Annotated in this window: 20 protein-coding genes and 2 tRNA genes; 11 read left to right on the top strand and 11 right to left on the bottom strand. The window is 36.3% G+C overall.

Annotated elements, in window-relative coordinates:
• Position 1 precedes the first annotated feature (1 nt).
• Positions 2-1,189 (bottom strand): anhydro-N-acetylmuramic acid kinase, encoded by a 1,188-nt coding sequence (locus tag AC06G9_RS22610; RefSeq protein WP_480957288.1) that lies wholly within the window; start codon positions 1,187-1,189, stop codon positions 2-4.
• Positions 1,190-1,305: 116 nt separating this feature from the next.
• On the opposite strand from AC06G9_RS22610, the gene gcvH reads away from it, so the two are divergent.
• Positions 1,306-1,686 carry a glycine cleavage system protein GcvH gene (gene gcvH / locus AC06G9_RS22605; protein ID WP_045753154.1) on the top strand — a complete coding sequence of 127 codons (381 nt, stop codon included), beginning with the start codon at positions 1,306-1,308 and terminating at the stop codon, positions 1,684-1,686.
• 62 nt (positions 1,687-1,748) lie between these two features.
• Here gcvH and AC06G9_RS22600 read toward each other — a convergent pair whose 3' ends face one another.
• The 3 genes from AC06G9_RS22600 to mqnB all read right to left on the bottom strand — a co-directional run bounded on the left by AC06G9_RS22600 (position 1,749) and on the right by mqnB (position 4,336).
• Entirely contained in the window at positions 1,749-2,492 is a 744-nt protein-coding gene (locus AC06G9_RS22600; protein ID WP_480957287.1) for a DUF6263 family protein, read from the bottom strand.
• An 88-nt stretch (positions 2,493-2,580) separates the two neighbouring features.
• Entirely contained in the window at positions 2,581-3,567 is a 987-nt protein-coding gene (locus AC06G9_RS22595) for a pyruvate dehydrogenase complex E1 component subunit beta (RefSeq protein ID WP_045753152.1), read from the bottom strand.
• A gap of 139 nt (positions 3,568-3,706) precedes the next feature.
• Positions 3,707-4,336, bottom strand: a complete 630-nt coding sequence (gene mqnB / locus AC06G9_RS22590) for a futalosine hydrolase (RefSeq protein ID WP_045753151.1) — start codon at positions 4,334-4,336, stop codon at positions 3,707-3,709.
• Between the two features lie 107 nt (positions 4,337-4,443).
• On the opposite strand from mqnB, the gene AC06G9_RS22585 reads away from it, so the two are divergent.
• The 8 genes from AC06G9_RS22585 (at position 4,444) to AC06G9_RS22550 (ending at position 10,521) form a co-directional block, all read left to right on the top strand.
• Positions 4,444-4,857, top strand: a complete 414-nt coding sequence (locus AC06G9_RS22585; protein WP_045753150.1) for a 6-pyruvoyl trahydropterin synthase family protein — start codon at positions 4,444-4,446, stop codon at positions 4,855-4,857.
• Positions 4,858-4,884: 27 nt separating this feature from the next.
• Positions 4,885-5,514: a GTP cyclohydrolase I FolE gene (gene folE / locus AC06G9_RS22580; protein WP_045753149.1), complete on the top strand. Its 630-nt coding sequence runs from the start codon at positions 4,885-4,887 to the stop codon at positions 5,512-5,514.
• Positions 5,515-5,747: 233 nt separating this feature from the next.
• The gene (locus AC06G9_RS22575; protein WP_248755128.1) at positions 5,748-6,383 is read left to right on the top strand and encodes an O-methyltransferase; all 636 of its coding nucleotides are present in this window, start codon (positions 5,748-5,750) and stop codon (positions 6,381-6,383) included.
• 22 nt (positions 6,384-6,405) lie between these two features.
• Positions 6,406-6,933, top strand: coding sequence for a glucosaminidase domain-containing protein (locus AC06G9_RS22570; RefSeq protein WP_045753148.1), 528 nt, complete (start codon positions 6,406-6,408; stop codon positions 6,931-6,933).
• A 13-nt stretch (positions 6,934-6,946) separates the two neighbouring features.
• Positions 6,947-7,774 (top strand): glucosaminidase domain-containing protein, encoded by an 828-nt coding sequence (locus tag AC06G9_RS22565; protein ID WP_293928932.1) that lies wholly within the window; start codon positions 6,947-6,949, stop codon positions 7,772-7,774.
• A gap of 34 nt (positions 7,775-7,808) precedes the next feature.
• Positions 7,809-8,591 carry a hypothetical protein gene (locus tag AC06G9_RS22560; protein ID WP_434442833.1) on the top strand — a complete coding sequence of 261 codons (783 nt, stop codon included), beginning with the start codon at positions 7,809-7,811 and terminating at the stop codon, positions 8,589-8,591.
• 29 nt (positions 8,592-8,620) lie between these two features.
• On the top strand, positions 8,621-9,646 hold the full coding sequence (locus AC06G9_RS22555) for a DUF3078 domain-containing protein (protein ID WP_346569418.1): 1,026 nt from the start codon (positions 8,621-8,623) through the stop codon (positions 9,644-9,646).
• A gap of 80 nt (positions 9,647-9,726) precedes the next feature.
• Entirely contained in the window at positions 9,727-10,521 is a 795-nt protein-coding gene (locus AC06G9_RS22550; RefSeq protein WP_281047729.1) for an N-acetylmuramoyl-L-alanine amidase, read from the top strand.
• Between the two features lies 1 nt (position 10,522).
• On the opposite strand, the gene AC06G9_RS22545 is transcribed toward AC06G9_RS22550, so the two are convergent.
• The 6 genes from AC06G9_RS22545 to AC06G9_RS22520 all read right to left on the bottom strand — a co-directional run bounded on the left by AC06G9_RS22545 (position 10,523) and on the right by AC06G9_RS22520 (position 16,574).
• The gene (locus AC06G9_RS22545) at positions 10,523-12,223 is read right to left on the bottom strand and encodes a sodium:solute symporter family protein (protein ID WP_480957286.1); all 1,701 of its coding nucleotides are present in this window, start codon (positions 12,221-12,223) and stop codon (positions 10,523-10,525) included.
• Positions 12,224-12,328: 105 nt separating this feature from the next.
• Positions 12,329-12,529: a hypothetical protein gene (locus AC06G9_RS22540; protein WP_045753143.1), complete on the bottom strand. Its 201-nt coding sequence runs from the start codon at positions 12,527-12,529 to the stop codon at positions 12,329-12,331.
• A 13-nt stretch (positions 12,530-12,542) separates the two neighbouring features.
• The gene (locus tag AC06G9_RS22535) at positions 12,543-14,996 is read right to left on the bottom strand and encodes a PIG-L family deacetylase (protein ID WP_480957285.1); all 2,454 of its coding nucleotides are present in this window, start codon (positions 14,994-14,996) and stop codon (positions 12,543-12,545) included.
• Between the two features lie 299 nt (positions 14,997-15,295).
• Complete coding sequence (locus AC06G9_RS22530; protein ID WP_045753142.1) at positions 15,296-15,550, bottom strand: DUF6952 family protein; 255 nt, start codon at positions 15,548-15,550, stop codon at positions 15,296-15,298.
• Positions 15,531-15,845 carry a thioredoxin family protein gene (locus AC06G9_RS22525; protein WP_045753141.1) on the bottom strand — a complete coding sequence of 105 codons (315 nt, stop codon included), beginning with the start codon at positions 15,843-15,845 and terminating at the stop codon, positions 15,531-15,533. The genes AC06G9_RS22530 and AC06G9_RS22525 overlap by 20 nt, the downstream gene beginning before the upstream one ends.
• 96 nt (positions 15,846-15,941) lie before the next feature.
• Positions 15,942-16,574, bottom strand: coding sequence for a peroxiredoxin (locus AC06G9_RS22520; RefSeq protein ID WP_021189264.1), 633 nt, complete (start codon positions 16,572-16,574; stop codon positions 15,942-15,944).
• Between the two features lie 240 nt (positions 16,575-16,814).
• Here AC06G9_RS22520 and AC06G9_RS22515 point away from each other — a divergent pair.
• Together AC06G9_RS22515 and AC06G9_RS22510 are read left to right on the top strand one after the other, a co-directional pair.
• Positions 16,815-16,895, top strand: a tRNA-Tyr gene (locus AC06G9_RS22515).
• A gap of 92 nt (positions 16,896-16,987) precedes the next feature.
• Positions 16,988-17,059, top strand: a tRNA-Arg gene (locus AC06G9_RS22510).
• A 171-nt stretch (positions 17,060-17,230) separates the two neighbouring features.
• Here the strand turns inward: AC06G9_RS22510 and AC06G9_RS22505 are convergent.
• Positions 17,231-18,019, bottom strand: a complete 789-nt coding sequence (locus AC06G9_RS22505) for a DUF2971 domain-containing protein (RefSeq protein WP_480957284.1) — start codon at positions 18,017-18,019, stop codon at positions 17,231-17,233.
• Positions 18,020-18,033 lie beyond the last annotated feature (14 nt).

The following is an 18,033-nucleotide window of genomic DNA, read 5'->3' as shown; positions in this document are numbered from 1 at the left end:
CTTATTGTGGAAGACTAATTTTACCCATACAGACAGCAGGTGAGTCTTTTATTTGACTCACATTGTCTGCGTTGCCGACTAATGTTTCATTGGCTAAAAGGGCAAATAAGACGGCTTCTTTAGCATCAGGATCAATGCCCAGATCAGCAAATGAGCTTACCAGATGCTGCGGTAATCCAGCTTTTATTTTATCAATTAATAAAGGATTGTGCAAACCTCCGCCACTGACATAGATATGTACTTGATTGAGGTGCTGCGATTGTTTTTGGATAGCAGTGACAATACATGTTGCCGTAAATTGATTTAATGTCGCCATGATATCCTCAGGACTGATGTCTAGACAATCGGATTTCATTTGACAGCTTTTCAAATAATCTAAATTAAATAATTCGGGACCGGTGGTTTTAGGGAATTCATCTTGCAAAAACGGTTCTTTAAGAAGTTCATGAAGTAAAGGTTCAATGACTTTGCCTTTTTTTGCAATTGCTGCATCTTTATCCATTTCGATATGAAACGATTCTTTTGCAAATTGATTCATCATAGTATTTCCTGGTCCAATGTCCGTTGCAAAGGCTTTTTGATCACTACCTTGATTTGGAATAAACGTATAATTTGCGATTCCTCCAATATTTAATAAAAAACGATTTTCTACAGGGTGCGAAAAAAGTAAGTAGTCACCGTAGGCTGCTAAAGGAGCTCCTTCCCCACCGGCAGCAATATGTTTTTGTCTAAAATCAGAAATGGTAATTATGCCTGTTTTGACCGCAATATGATCCCCATCTCCGATCTGAAGCGTACTATTGGGCATGGATGTATCTTTTGTGAGGCTTTGTGGGGCATGGTAGACCGTCTGTCCATGGCTCGCAATACAGTCAATATCTTCTTTGGATATTCCCCACTTTTGAAGAGCCTGATTGATCAGTGCTGCATGGACATGTCCAATATAGGCATTCAGACCACTTAACAGCTGCTGATCAATAGATCTTTTAGCAAATATACCTCTGATATATGTTCTAAACTCATCGTCGTAATCCATCGTTATAAAATTTTCTAAGCTTACGACGGTAGATTTACCATTATAACTAATTTTACAGAGTGCAATATCGAGCCCATCTAAGGAAGTTCCTGACATAAGACCGATAATGAAACGGCTATCTTTTTTTGCAATTCTGTAAAGTTTTTCAATCATTGAGTTCATAGGTTAAAAGTAGGAACAAAATAGCAGAGAACACACAAGATTTTTGTGATATCAATATATTTTGTAACTTCATGGCGTAATTAAATAGAAGATTAAAAAAAAATAAAATGAATTTTCCAGCTGAATTAAAATACACTAAAGATCACGAATGGATTCGTGTTGAAGGTGATGAGGCCGTTATTGGTATTACTGATTTTGCGCAACGTGAGTTAGGCGATATCGTATTTGTAGACATCAACACAATTGGTGAAGAAGTAGCTGCAAACGAAATTTTTGGAACGATCGAAGCTGTAAAAACTGTTTCCGATTTATTCATTCCAGTTACAGCTACAGTTTTATCTGTTAATGAAGCAATCGATGCTTCACCAGAATTAGTAAACTCAGATCCATATGGAGAAGGTTGGATTATTCGTATTAAATTGAATAATGCAGCTGATGTTGATGCTTTATTAACTGCTGATCAATATAAAGAAGAGATTAACGCGTAATTTTAAAACTTACGTTCAATAAAACCAGGAAAGAGCCGTCTACAAACGGCTCTTTCTTGGTTTTATAGGATTTCTATTTTGCTTGTGACATCTATATCATCTTTTTTGACTTTTGTTTCGATAGTCGCTGCTTTTAGATAATGTGTTTTGGGGTTTAACAGGTATTGTCCTGTCACTGAACCAATGGATTGTCCTTCAGCATTGATCTGACCTTCGGTAGTGATGGAGATACCATCAGCGGAGATGCTTTTAAGGGTATACGTTTGTTCTATTGGACCCAAAGCTTTATTATTGGAGATTGCTTTCCATTGTTCGCCCACCTTCAACTCCTTGCTCGGATATTCAAAAGCTGCTTCTTTCAACATATTCGGGTCAAAGAGATCATTGCCATCAGGAGCATCTTCGACATCTTTTACTTTTCCGTCCAAACTCATGACTGCTATAATTGGATTTTCCAGCATGGTTTTAACTTTTTCATGGATCTGTTTTGAAAACTCGTTAGCATCTGGATTTTTTGAATCATAGTTGATGGTCATCATACCTGCATCCATGGCCATGATCATCTCCGTAAATTTTGTTGAATACGTTATTGTGCTATCTGTGGCTGCCGTATTTGTCGTTAATGATAGCATAGTAGCATCAATCATAGTGCTTTGGGCTCCAGCATTGACATCTATTGTCATGTGCAATTTTTGCGCAATTGGATTATTAAGATCAGGCTTTAGCTTGAGTAATACTTCGTCTTGAGCATTAGAGGTCGTTATCAAGAAGAACGACAAAAATGCAAGTGAGAGGGGTTTGATCATGTAAAATTAGTTAGTATAATAAACCCTAAATTAAAAAAGTCCTTTGGTATACCAAAGGACTTTTTTAATTTAAGCAATATAAATGCTTTTATTTTTTGATGTAGGCAACTTCTTTTACAGCTTTTACCACTTTAGCTACACTTGGAAGTGCTGCTTCAATTAATGTTGCTGCATATGGAAGAGGTACGTCTGCTGCTGTAATACGAACAATCGGAGCATCTAGGTAATCAAATGCATTGCGTTGTACAGCATATGTAATTTCAGATGAAATTGATGCTAAAGGCCAAGCTTCTTCTACAATAACCAAACGATTTGTTTTCTTAACAGACTCAATAATCGTTGGGTAGTCAATAGGGCGTACAGAGCGTAAGTCAATTACTTCCACATTGATACCTTCTTTTGTCAATTCTTCGACAGCAGGTAATACAACACGTGGAACCATTTTACCGAAAGAAACGATGGTGACATCAGCACCTTCTTTTACCACATTAGCTTTACCAATAGGTAAGTAATATTCTTCTTCAGGCACATGACCTTTATCACCGTACATAACTTCAGATTCCATAAAAATAACTGGATCTGGATCGATGATAGCAGATTTTAATAAACCTTTTGCATCATATGGATTTGAAGGAACAACAACTTTTAATCCTGGAGTATTGGCGTACCAGTTCTCAAAATTTTGAGAGTGCTGTGCACCTAATTGTCCAGCGTTACCTGTTGGACCACGGAATACCATTGGAATAGAGAATTGACCTCCACTCATGGAACGAATCTTTGCAGCGGCATTGATAATTTGGTCAATAGCAACTAAAGAAAAGTTAAATGTCATGAATTCAACGATTGGTTTTAAACCATTCATCGCAGCACCTACTGCGATACCAGCAAAACCTAATTCTGCAATAGGTGTATCTATCACGCGTTTAGCTCCGAATTCATCCAGCATACCTTGGCTTACTTTATAAGCACCATTGTATTCTGCAACTTCTTCTCCTAATAAAAATATTGTTTCGTCTTTACGCATTTCTTCGTTCATCGCTTCACGAAGTGCTTCTCTGAATTGTATCTCTCTCATCAGTTGTAAAATAGTGTCAAATTTTAGATTACAAATCTACTATTTATTATTGATATTTTGAAGGTCATTACCGCCTAAATATCTGCTTTTATGTCATTTTTTAATAACAGGATGGCGAAAACAGGAATATAATCGAAATTTAAACTTGATATATTTCCGATAAAATTTGGAAAAGAACAGCATTACTATTCTCGATAGCCAGTGGTATGTTCCACGTGGCACGGTTGCGTTTTTCTACATAATTAGATATCCCGCGAAGCTGAATGGTTTGGGTTTGCGTTTCGGCAGCGGCCAAAAATACAGCTGCGCCTTCCATCGATTCTATTAATGCCTCTGGAACCTGAGTCAATAATTTTGCTATTTCGTTGGCATTTCCATGAACCTTATTGACCGTGATTCCTAGTCCGCTAGGTAGCTTATGCACGAGTTCTCGTGTTGTTGGGTTTTGTAATGCTTGATAATGTGCGGTACCAAAACCCAGTTCATCAATTGGAATAAACTGTTCATCATTTTCAGCTCCGAGCTCGGAAAATAATTCCCGATCTACCGAAACGACCGCGCCAATAGGCAAAGCACGGTTGAAACAACCTCCTATTCCGATATTAATAAGGAGATCGTAATTGTTGTGGGCAAGATGCTTGCCTAGGTGATATGCCGTTTGCACCATTCCGACCTGACTGATCAAGTAGTTGGTCTGTGGATATTGATCGATGCGATCGATATAAGGCTGAATTTCGAAAGTTGTTGCCGCTACAATGAGTGTTTTCATGTCATATAAACCTTTGTACAATATTACTTAATAATTTACGCAAATGTGATGGTAATCATTTTCTCAAAAGCAATATTCTGCTTGTAAACATGTATCTTTGTGTTATTATGGTATATATCACTCGTCGTGAGCGCTTTTGCGCTGCACATAAGCTTTACCGAGAAGATTGGAGTATTGAAAAAAACGAAAATGTTTTCGGCAACTGTTCTAATGTTAACTGGCATGGTCATAACTATGATTTGTTTGTAACGGTCAAAGGTGACGTAAATCCAACTACAGGTTTTTTGATTGATTTAAAATTGATGAAAACCATCATTCTGGAGCATGTTGTGAACAAGGTCGATCATAAAAATATTAATCTTGATGTCGATTTTATGAAAGATAAAATGGCATCTACAGAAAATATTGCGATTGCCATATTTGAAGTCTTACAACCATTATTCGAAGCAGAGCAGGTGCAATTGCACAGTATTCGTCTGCATGAAACTGAAAATAATTACGTCGAATATTTTGGCGATTAATCTTATACACTAATTTATTTAATAACTATGAGTAATCACTCATTTGAAGAGGAAGAGTTAGACGGCTACGTTAAAATTGATCAATATAATCAAGATAAAGTTGATCGTATTGCAGCTCATTATACAGATATTTTAGAATCTTTAGGCGAAAATCCAAATCGTGAAGGATTAATCAAAACACCAGAGCGTGTAGCAAAAGCATTGCAGTTTTTAACACATGGCTATGATATTGATCCGGCAAAAGTATTGCAAGGAGCCATGTTTGAAGAAGACTATAGCCAAATGGTAGTGGTAAAAGATATTGAAGTCTATTCGATGTGCGAGCACCATATGTTGCCATTCTTTGGTAAAGCACATATTGCTTATATTCCAAATGGTCATATCGTAGGTCTGAGTAAAATACCTCGAGTAGTTGATATTTTTGCAAGAAGACTACAAGTACAGGAGCGTTTGACCAATGAGATTCGAGATTGTATCCAAGAAACTTTGGGAGCTAAGGGTGTCGCTGTCGTGATCGAATGCAAGCATATGTGTATGGCGATGCGCGGTATTCAGAAGCAAAATTCTGTAACCACCACATCGGCTTTTACTGGAGCTTTTCAGAATGATGTGACACGTTCAGAATTCTTAAAATTAATTACGGCAAACTTGACGTAATTCATTAAAAAATACAAAACTTTTAAGTCGAATCTTTAGCTAAAGATTCGACTTTTTTTGCTTTAAAATTCCTTAATTTATAAAAATCTCTAAAATTGCAAAAGTGTTTCTATCGCCCATAAGGGCATATGTCATTTTTTATGTAACATTTCCTTAAATATTAATTTCCTTAAAATCAGTTTGTTATGTTTTAATTTTTCTGAATATAAATCATGTTCAGTAAATTTGTTGTTATGGACATTTGTAATGAGCATTTAGAATCCTACTTAGAGCATACCTGTGACGATGAAAATTCGTTGCTAAAAAGTATCAATAGGGAGACCTATTTGAAGGAAACAATGCCCCATATGTTGTCTGGACATTACCAAGGAAGAGTGCTTGCTATGTTGAGTAAATTAGCTGCTCCAAATACTATTTTGGAGATTGGTACGTTTACTGGATACGCTACACTTTGTCTAGCTGAAGGCTTGTCAAAAGAAGGTATCATACATACAATCGATGTCAATGCTGAGCAAGAAGAACGGGTACAGGGTTATTTTGACCGATCACCTTTTGCATCCCAAATTAAGTATCATATTGGCGATGCAGCAACAGTGATCCCGACGATTGAGGGTAGCTTTGATCTGGTTTTTATAGATGCTGATAAGAAGCGTAATCATTACTATTACGAATTAATTTTAGATAGAGTCCCGTCTGGAGGGCTGATTTTAATCGATAATGTCTTGTGGAAAGGCAAAGTATTAGATGAAAATCCAGACAATCAAACAAAGCAAATCATAGATTTGAATGAACAATTAGCTCAGGACCAGCGCATCGAAAAGGTTTTATTGCCCATTCGAGATGGACTTTTTGCATTACGCAAAAAGTGATTAGTGGACTAAATGATTCTTTATGAATTTTAAAACATTAAAAAACTATGTTGCTGTATTAATTTTGGTCGTCAGTAGTTATACTACTGTATCCGCTCAAAGCAATCAATTTTATATTGATAAATACAGCCCCGTAGCACAAGAGATGATGCAAGAACATGGTGTTCCAGCATCGGTAATTTTAGCTATTGCAATGCATGAAAGTGCACATGGAAATAGTAAGATTGCTAAAAATTTAAATAATCACTTCGGTATTAAAGGAAAAAATAATAGCAAAGTGATTAATTCAGCATATAAAGGTTATAAATCAGTACTTGATTCTTATAATGACTTTATATCTTTGGTTAAACGAAAGAAAACCACGACTCCCCTATTTGAGGATAATCGGGGACAAAATTACAAAGCTTGGGTAGGCGCTTTAGCAAAGGCGGGATATTCAAGAACTAAAGATTGGTCTTCGAAGATTATCAAAACAATCGAAATGTATGATTTAGATAATTTTGATAAAAATCCATCACCCATATCGAGAAAACTCACCGCTTCGAAGTAATTCTGCTCATACGATGAAAAAATTTGCTTTTATCCTACTTGCCATTACTGTTTTTTTTAGTTCATGCTCATCCAAAAAAAACACTGTTTATAAAAGTAAAAATCATACAGGTACTCCCTCTTCCAATCTTCCAAGTAAAACCAGACCAGCTGTTTCGGGGAATGCTTATGTTGAAAAATACAAAGATATTGCGATTGCAGAAATGAATAAGTATGGTATTCCTGCGAGTATCAAACTTGCTCAGGCCTTACTGGAGTCTGGCAATGGAAATAGTTATTTAGCAACACAGGCTAATAATCATTTTGGAATCAAATGTGGCGGGGTATGGAAAGGAAAATCCATTACTCGTCCTGACGATCGCTTTGATGATTGTTTTCGTGTATACGAAAGTCCTGAACAATCATTTCGGGATCATTCGGAGTTTTTGTTGCGCAAACGATATTCAGATTTGTTCCTACTCAACAAAAATGACTATAAAGGTTGGGCAAAAGGATTAAAAGCGGCAGGTTATGCCACCAATCCACGGTATCCGGACTTATTGATTGATATGATTGAACGATATGAATTGTATCGATACGATCGTGTAGAGACGCGTGTAGAGAAAGAGAAAAGAGAAGTTGTTGTTGAACGGGAGATTGTGCACAATGCAGTCGAAGCTCCTGTGGTACAAACAGAGCAAATCAAGAGTCCTGTAGCAATGCGTATTCATGAAGTGCAGGGTAAAGATACGCTGTATTCTTTGAGTAAGCTGTATGGCATCTCTGTGGATCAGATTAAAGCGTTGAATGGTCTTACGGATACCAATTTGTCTGTAGGTCAGCTTTTGGTGATTTCGAAGTAAATCATCAAAAGATGTTAAATATTTCACTTTTGCGATGCTAAAACGTAGTTTTACAGGAGTGAAGAATCTACAAAATATCGTTATACTCCTTCTTTTTTTTGCGATAGTACCAACAGCTATTGCGCAAAAGAAAATTGAAGGTATTGTTTCCGATTTCCACACGAAACAAAGAATTTCCAAAGTAACGATTCGCAATGTCAGGACCAACGAAGAGGTTTATAATAATACGAAAGGTGAATTTTCTATTTTAGCAGAGAAAGGTGATGCTTTGATCGCCATTTCACGCGAATACTTCCCAGATACTGTAGTGGTCAGTATGTCTCCCGTTATCTTATTTCATCTGAAACGGGAATCGATATATATTGACGAAGTTTCTGTAGTAGCAAAAAAAGATCCAGATGAAATATTGAAGAAAGCAAAAACCGATTATGAGAAAGCCTTTAGATTGTCCGAATCAGGAGATTTGTTCTCTGTGGGACAAAATGGAGCGGGCTTAAGTATCAATTCCATTTATAGTCTTTTTAGTAGAGAAGCTAAGAATGCGAAAAGATTAAAGAAATTGATTGAAAATGATTATAAAGACAATGTGATCGAGTATAAATTTTCAACGCAATTGGTAAGCCGTACGACAGGGCTTACTGGTGATGAACTTGATAAATTTAGAAGAATTTTTAAACCGAGCTACTTTTTTATCATCAGTTGCACGCAATATGAACTGACAAATTATATCAAAGATTGCTATCAAAAGTATCAAAAAAATCCTTCTCGATATTTTATTGAGCCATTACCAACAATAAATCCTATTTTAGTACCTTAAAATTAAGAAAAGAAAAAGAGTCGCTTGATATGAAGTTACAATCCTTATTTGCCTTATTAATTCTTGGTGTATCGTGCAGTACAGTTCGAGCTCAGGTTTTGAAAGACCTTAGAGTAAAGCCAGATTCAGTTATTTCGGAGAATAAACAAGAAAATGTCTCCTTAAAGAATATAAGACCTATTGTTCCTAAGTTAGAATTAGAAGTTGATTATTGGAAACATTGGACCAGTTTTGGAGTCAATATCAATCAAGCAGCATTCAATGATAATTGGAAAGGTGGTGGTGTCGGATCAACAGCCGTCGGATTAATTGCAAATCATAAATCAGATTATACCAGAGACAATTTCAATTTTGTAACTGAGATCGATTTGCGATATGGTAAGATTAGAAATAATGGGCAAATCGCGAAGAAAAACAATGACCGTATTTTTTGGGACAATAAACTGTCCTATAAATTGTCTCCGAAATGGGCTCTGTATACCTCATTGACATTTGAATCGCAATTTGATGATGGATTTAAATATAAGACAGAGAATGGTAGAGACACGATTGATTATATCGAAAATGCTTTTATGGCACCTGCGTATATTACGGAATCCCTCGGTTTTGAATATAAGCCAAGTCCTTCCTATTCGATTCGTTTTGGTACCGGTACGGCACGTCAAACTCTGATTCTTGATAATCGTATCAAGCCCTTAACTACCGAGCAATATAGTCAGAAATATCCTGACCGTAAACCACTTGAGAAGGATCAAGTAAAATATGGTGTTGAAGGAGGTAAAACTGTTCAAAATGACCTCGCTTTTCAGATCACCGGAAATATGGATAAAAACTTTACAGATAGATTGAATGTGAAAGCACGTTATAATTTATTTGCGAATTATAAAAAATTAAATGATCCTTCACATCGTTTGGATGTAACGGTTACAGCTAAAGTTTCTAGAGCGATCAATGTAAACTTAAATGGAATTATGGTTTACGATTCAGATGTTATTTCACGAGTTCAGTTAAGTGAGTCATTAGCTTTAGGATTAGTTTATAAGTTACCGAGATAATGTTGGCAAGGAAATACTTTTGCTGGTATGCTTTATTCTATTGCTTTTTATTCCTAACGGGTTGTAAGAGCAAATCGAGTGTGGTCAAAAAAGGACCTGCAGAGCAGGTCATACCTGTCAAGATCGATACAGTCATCAAGACGGTGATCGTACATGATACGGTTCCTAAGCTGAGTATGGGTGAGCATAAAGTATGGACCTTAGGAAAAATGGGGTCGCATGCAGGTATGAGACAAGAGACCGCTATCCATTATGATATACGTAAACCTAACTACGTTATTATCCATCATACTGCACAAAATAGCCTGGATCAGACCATTAGAACTTTTCAAGTTGAGCATACTAAGGTCAGCTCCCATTATGTGATAGGGCGCGATGGTGTCATTGTCCAGATGCTCAATGATTATGTCAGGGGATGGCATGCCGGCCTATCGAAGTGGGGTACGATCACTGATATGAATTCGATCTCGATTGGAATAGAATTGGACAACAATGGCAGAGAAGCATTTCCCGAAGCACAGATAGCAGCTCTTTTGGTCGTTTTAGATACATTAAAAACAAATTACGGAATTCCAACAGCCAATTTTATTGGTCATGCAGATATTGCTCCAGCTCGTAAAAATGATCCCAGTGTATTTTTTCCATGGAAAAAATTAGCAGATCGAGGATTTGGCATCTGGTATAATCCCGCTGAACTCGTCACTGCTCCTGAGACCTTCAATCCAATCGATGCACTGAAAATTATTGGTTATGATACATCCAATTTAAAAGCGGCAATAATAGCTTTTAAGAGAAAATTTGTGATCAATGATGTGAGTCCTGAACTGACGGTGTACGATAAAAGTATCTTATACAATTTATATTTAAAATATTAAGCTATTCTAGGGAATGGCTTTTTTTTCGATCTAACTTTTTCATTAGGTAAGCCAGAATCATAACGGCAAGGCAGCCGATCACATTGAGCCACAAAAAGGCTATGACATCCATCTTCCAGATTATAAAAATAATGACTTCCGACAGTATTGCGGCGTAAAATACGGCCTTCCCTCCTATCTTTTTCATGTAAAATGCTACGATAAAGATACCAAGTATGGTCCCATAAAATAAGGATCCTAATATGTTCACTGCCTCGAGGAGATTGCCCAGTTTACTTGCGTAAAGAGCAACAGCAATTGAAAAGATACCCCAAAATAGGGTGAACATGCGGGACCAAAAAAGATCCTGTTCAGTAGTCGATTGTTTATTGATAAATCGTTTATAGATATCCACAGTACTTGTAGAAGCTAAGGAGTTGATGGCACTAGCTGTCGAACCCATGGATGCAAGAAAGATGACCGCGATCAGCAAGCCAATTAAGCCCTTAGGGAACGTGTTGTTGACAAAGGACAAGAAGATGTAGTTGTTGTCGTTTGTTTCCGCTGAGGGGTTATTTTTCTTGATTAATCCAATGACTTCTGTTCGAATATCATTGAGCTGTTCATTTGAATGCTTTAGTGCTGCTCGGCTTTCATCAATGGTTGATTGGTCATCGAGGTCGATCGCTTTTGTTAACCGATCGATGGTTGTACGTTTCTCATTGCTCAGCAAGATCTGTTGCTTTTCCAGATCCTGATAGGAGCTGTTATATTCACTCTGTTTTAATTTATCGATCTCGGCTTGATTGAAAAATATAGGTGGCGTATGGTATTGATAATAAACAAAAACGAGTACTCCAATAAGTAGAATACAAAATTGCATCGGAATTTTCAATAAACCATTCATGAGTAGGCCTAGTCTGCTTTCTTTAATCGAAGAGCCCGTCAAATAACGGCCTACTTGACTTTGGTCTGTACCAAAATAAGATAGCTGCAAGAAAAAACCACCGATAATACCTGTCCATACGGTATATTGATTATTCAGATCAAATGTGAAGTCTATTGCATTTGTTTTTCCGGATTTTCCTGCGATGTGGAGCGCCTTATAGAGTCCGATATCGGATGGTAATAGTTTGACCACCAGTATTCCGGCGACAAGTAATGCCCCAAATATAATACTCATCTGGATCAATTGCGTGTGCGAAACAGCTTTAGTACCTCCATATGTCGTATAGATAACCACCACAGTTCCTATTAACAAGGTCGTGATCGGAAGGTTAATATGTAAGATGCTGGCGATGATCAGTGCTGGAGCAAAAATGCTGATACCTGTTGATATACCGCGTTGTATCAAGAATAAGAAGGCGGTCAATCCACGAGTTCGAATGTCAAATCGTTTTTCCAAAAACTCATAGGCAGTATATACTCGCAGCTTATGAAAGATGGGGACAAAAGTGATACACAGTACAATCATGGCCAAAGGAAGGCCAAAATAGAACTGTACGAAACTCATACCCGAACTATATGCCAGACCAGGGGCAGAAAGAAAGGTGATGGCACTTGCTTGAGTCGCCATCACCGAAAGCCCGACATGATACCAGGGCAAAGATTGATTGCCGAGTAGGTATCCGTCAATATTTTTGATTCCTCTACTTTTGTACATACCATACAGTACGATGAGCAAAAGTGTCAGAATAAGGACTATCCAATCGATCGTACTCATGAAAAATAATTCGTGAATAGATAAAGGAATAGTATGACCACAAGTAGGCTACACGCAACTAAAATATAAAAGCGCTTCCATTTTTGTGTTAAGGGAGTCTGTTCCCTATCTGTCATGTGGCTTTTGAGCGTAAAGGTAGCTATTGAAGAAAACTGCAATTACTAAACCAACAACAGCTCCTCCTATGATACTTAAAAATGTCTCGTTTGCAGTGAATGAAATTAAAGCTCCAAATATGACACCGATTAATACGATTAATCCTTTTGGATTAGGTGCACATGCGCTGTTTTCAACTTGATTTTCCATTGTAATGTCTATTTTATTTTGATTTTGATAACAAATTTACAAATAATCTGTAAGCTCCGGGAACTCCAGCGGGCAATTGTCTGAAAAATGACAATGATGTATAGACAAATCTACCACTTCCATAGTTAGCAATCAAGAGTGATCCATGATGAAGAGGTTCATTTTTATCTTGTATCTGGATCGGTGTCTGGTACCGACTATCGATGTCTTCAGCAAAGTATAATCCCCTTTCCTGGATCCAATTGTCAAAATCAGATGCCGTTATTTTATTGGGATAATCGAAGATGGGATTTTGTGCGTCAAAATGCACCACCGCAAGTTCTTCTGTTACCCTACTATTACCGATCCGGAATGGGTAAGGGCCAAATTGACTGGACAATAATTTATTGTTTACATTATATTGCTCCAAGACAGTACCCCCATTTTTGACATATTCGTTTAGTTTTGGGCTTATCTGATCCATGGTTTTCAATACATTAAAAGCTCTGATACCGACAATAATCGCATCATACTGCTGTAAGTTTTGCTGTAAAATCTGGGATTCAGACAATATATCCACCGATATGCCAATTGCTTTGAGCGATTCTGGTATCAAATCTCCTGCTCCGATCAGATAACCAACCTTTTTAATCGGCACTTGTAACTGCAGATTGCTGACCCTCACGGCCAGATCTGGAAACCAGTTAATGGTTGGGATATGATCGTAATGGATCTGACGATCTATCTTAACCTTTTCATCCGTATCAAAACGGAAGGATAGCGTATCCAATCGCGTCTCTTTTGTTTGAGCTTGAATCGTGAATTCTTTGCTGATGTGTTGAAGATTGTCCGAAAATTCTAATGTAAACACCTCTGGTGTTATTTTCCAGTTCTTATTGATGACTGAAGAAACTGTTTTCGTTATGTTTTTAGTATTGCTTTCATTATCAAAAGTCAGTGTGAGCTTCTGTGGAGTGCTGTTTTGACTGAGTACGACCGTTTGATTTGTCGATGCGGTGACAGCAGGAGCAATTACAATTGGATCGTAGATTTCTCCCCTCACAGGATCTGTAAATTTGTACTGAATAGGCTTTTTATAAGTTAGGGAATTTCCATTGATAAGCAATTCATAACTCACAGATGGGTAATCTGGATTTTCTGGTTCTCCAGTTTTATTAAAGTCTGAAAATTGGAATCGACCGATTAGAACCGGTTCGTTGAGCCAATACGGCTGGGTCGTTGAAATTGCGTCAAAGGTGCCAGAAAAGCTCGTTAGTGAATTATTTTCCAGCTTTTGATTGATAGCTTGTTCATTTATTTTTTTCAGTTGCACAGAGGCAATATCTGCTCTTACAATAAGTTGATTGTTTACCTTGATCTGGTCTCCAACAGCAAAATGTGCTCGGTCTGCTAAGCTCTCAATTCGTATTCCGGCGCATGCAAGTATCAAATCTTTGATTTCATTTGTTTTTTCTACTTTCCAATACGGATCATCGATCGTCTGGATCAGATTCAATACTTCAAATAATTGCGGTAGGGACTTTTCAGGAGCGCGGAGTTGATAAGACGCATTTATAGCTTTGATTTTGTCACTTATGATTTTGCCTTTACCTATTCTAGACCAAGATTGATCGATTCCTTCGAAGATGTCTATTTTAGCGGGTTTTCCAGCAATAAACTCAAAATATTCTTTCGATTTTCCTACTTGAGCAGCACTACCAAATCCTTGACTTTTATGCGATGATCTGCTATCCGCAGCAATTTCACCATAAGATTTTCCAATTAAGGGATTGTATTGCCCGATTTCTACCTGCAGTTGATTTTCGTTTATCGTATTCTGATTGCCAAAATTGTAGGTATTCCAAAGTAATCGTGCAGCTTGCCATGGTTTTACTTGCGTAAGTTGTTCGGGAAAACGAGTTGGATCTGCAGCAGCTAGAAAGGCTTCGTGTGCAAGTATTGCTGATGCTTGATGATGGCCGTGTCCGCCCCTTGCATCTGGTGGAAAACGGGTGATAATCACATCAGGTCTGAATTTTCGAATGATCCATACGGCTTCCCTAAGCACCTGATCTTTATCCCAAAAATTAAAAGTTTCTTCCGATGTTTTGGAAAATCCAAAATCAAATGCTGAGGTAAAGAACTGCTCACCATGATCGATTTTTCTTGCCGCTAAAAGCTCTTGTGTTCTGATCAAACCGAGTTCGATGCCCTGTTCTGTGCCAATTAAGTTTTGACCACCATCTCCTCGAGTCAGTGAAAGATAGCCTGTTTTATAATGTTTTTCTTGCGCTAGCCAAGCGATTAATTTCGTGTTTTCATCATCAGGATGAGCTGCAAAGTATAAGACAGAGCCCAGAACATTCAATTTTTCTAATTTTGATTTGATCGTAGCACTATTCCAATTTGTTGCTGCCTTTTGAGCATGAGCATGTTGAAAAAGTCCCAAGAAAAGAAGAACGTTGGTAAATAGAATTGATTTTAGCATAGATTAAAGGTAAATATATTGTGGTTAAATAAAAAACGGAAATTCTGTGGGGAGAATTTCCGTTTCTAACAATTAAAATATTTTCTTAAAATCTACCCTTTTAAAAGTTTGTTTTTGAGGATAGTCAATTCTTTAAGTGGTAACCTTTATTACCGCTAAAGATAGTATAATCTTTATTGCAGTTTAGCATTAATTTAGAACAAGTTTTCCACAACATACAGCTTATAAACATTTTCCTACTAAAAATGAGTTCTTTAATTGTTAAAACAAGTATTGCTAAAGTGCATTAAAACTATAATTTATTTATCGATAGAACCCAATACACGTTTCATAAACATGTTCATGGCATCTTTTTTACTGTTTCCTTCTTTCATTAATTTGTCGACTTCAACAGCACCATAAAGATTGGAGATCAATTCGCCGATCACATCAAGTTCCTCGTCTTTTAAAGGAGCTTCAACTAAAGATTCCAAGGTTTCGATTGTTTCTAAGACATAATCAACGTCGTTTTGTTCGATAAACTCGGTGATATGTTTAATTACTGGAAGCTTCATTGAATAAGTCGATTAAGGCGTCAAATTTATTTGTCTGTACTTGATTTACTAATTTACCGTTTTTAAAAGCTGCAAAAGTTGGCAAATTGCTGACATTCGCTAGTTTTCTAGATTCAGGAAATTTTTCAGCATCAGCGATAACAAAAGTTACGTTTTCATTTTCTGTTGCCAATTTCTTGAATTTTGGTTTCATTATTTTACAGTTACCACACCAAGTAGCTGCATATTGAACCATTACAATATCATTATTTTCTACAATTTCTTGTAAATTATCGTTTTCTAATTCTTGTACCATGATTTTGTTGTTTATTTATTGAGAAAGATGAATAAACAAAGGGGAAATGGGATTATCCCCTTTGTCAAAAGACTGCAATGTCGTCTTTATTATGGTTTAGTTACCAGCTAAATAGCTAGCTACACCGTCACGAGTCGCATGCATAGCTTCTTTTCCTTCTTCCCAGTTTGCAGGACATACTTCACCGAAATTTTGAACGTGTGCATAAGCATCGATCAAACGTAAATATTCTTTCACGTTACGACCTAATGGCATATCGTTTACAGATTCGTGGAATACGCGACCTGTTTCATCGATTAAGTAAGTCGCTCTGTAAGAAACTGCAGAACCTTCTACCAATGTACCGTACTCTGGGTGCTCTACTTCTTTAATATCTAAAATACCTAATACTGAAGATAAGTTACGTGTAGTATCTGCTAAAATTGGGTATGTTACACCTTCGATACCACCGTTATCTTTAGCTGTATTTAACCAAGCGAAGTGAACTTCGTTTGTGTCACAAGATGCACCGATAACGATTGTATTACGTTTTTCAAATTCTGGTAAAGCTTCTTGGAAAGCATGTAATTCTGTTGGGCAAACAAAAGTGAAATCTTTTGGGTACCAAAACAATACTACTTTTTTACCTTCTTGAACTGCTTTTTCGAAAACGTTAATTTGTAAATTATCGCCTAAATAATCGATTGCATCTACAGTGATGCTTGGAAAACTTTTACCTGTGAAACTCATAATATATCTTTCTTTTTTTTGTTGCTACAAAGATACCTCAAAATTGGTTAATAAAGAATCGATTTTATCAATGAGCTATCGTTAAAATCTATTTTTACATTGAGGGTACAATCAATTTTGTCGATATATTTTTTATAAATAAATTTTGCATATATCAGACAAAATTCTACCTTTGTAGCGTTCCATAAGGAAATTGAGATTCAATAAATCTTAATACTTTATAAGTCAACAAATTATACTGGGGGGGTTCCAGAGCGGTCAAATGGGACGGACTGTAAATCCGTTACTTCGGTTTCGAAGGTTCGAATCCTTCTCCCCCCACAGTATTTTTTCTCTCCTCTATTTTCATCAATATTTTACAAAATAAGTTTGGGATTAAGCAATATATTTGAAATATTTGCATACGATTTGTCGGCCCTGTAGTTCAACGGATAGAATAGATGTTTCCTAAACATTAGATAGCAGTTCGATTCTGCTTGGGGCTACAACTTTTAAAGAAAATCGCCGAAATCTTTAAGACTTCGGCGATTTTGATTTTTTCACATACAAGGTCCCATACAATTTGTCGGTTTTTTAATCCAAATGATTATAGAGATTCGAGATTTTAAGGTTTTCTTACGATATATAGGATTTTCAGAATTTTTTCCGATACATCTCTAAAAACCTAAATCCTTGATTTTTTGAGAGTTCTCAATTGAAACACTCTTCCCTATTTTCACCTCTAAAATAGATGCACTATTTACCTCAACTCTTTGATATCCATTTTCTATTTTACAATTTTGAGAATAAAGTCTATATTCTTTTTCACTTTCGTATTTTTTTTCTTTTGCAAAGACCCAATTTGTTAGCATTTGTATCTTCTCAATTGAAGATACTCCGTATTTTACAGATAAAATATTGTCAACATATATAATTGGAGAATGTACAATAGATTTTTTTTTATTATATTGAAAATGAGATGAATCATTCAAACTATCAAATAGAGTATCAAAATCATACTTTATACATATTCCGTTGTAATTATCAGCATAGTTAACCCAATGAAAATCACTCTCTTCCAACAATGTAAAACAAGTTACTCCAAATGATTGAATAAGCTTATTCCAATGCTCTTCTGATTCTTCTTCCAGCTCTCTATATGAAGATTTTTCTATTTTAGAAGTGTCTACATTATACCCTAAGATTTCAAACTCATATTTTTTTATCTCCTCACTTAGCAAGGCTTCTTTTATTCTTTTTCCTTGATTTTTAAACTTAATCCTTTCAACTCTGCACTCTGACTTATCTTCAAACATTAAGGGGTTAGTAAATTGAATTGTTTTATTTTTTAAACTTAAATATCCTCCATTAAAATCATAATATTTATATACATACTTAGGAAAGTATTCCGAATGGTTTTCAAGAAAACTTTCCAATAAGTATTTACAATATATTTCGTAGTCCATAATTAAAAGAGCTT

Source organism: Sphingobacterium sp. MAE, assembly GCF_056711605.1.
Note: the sequence above shows the minus strand (reverse complement) of the source record. Positions and strands in the feature narration are given on the sequence as shown.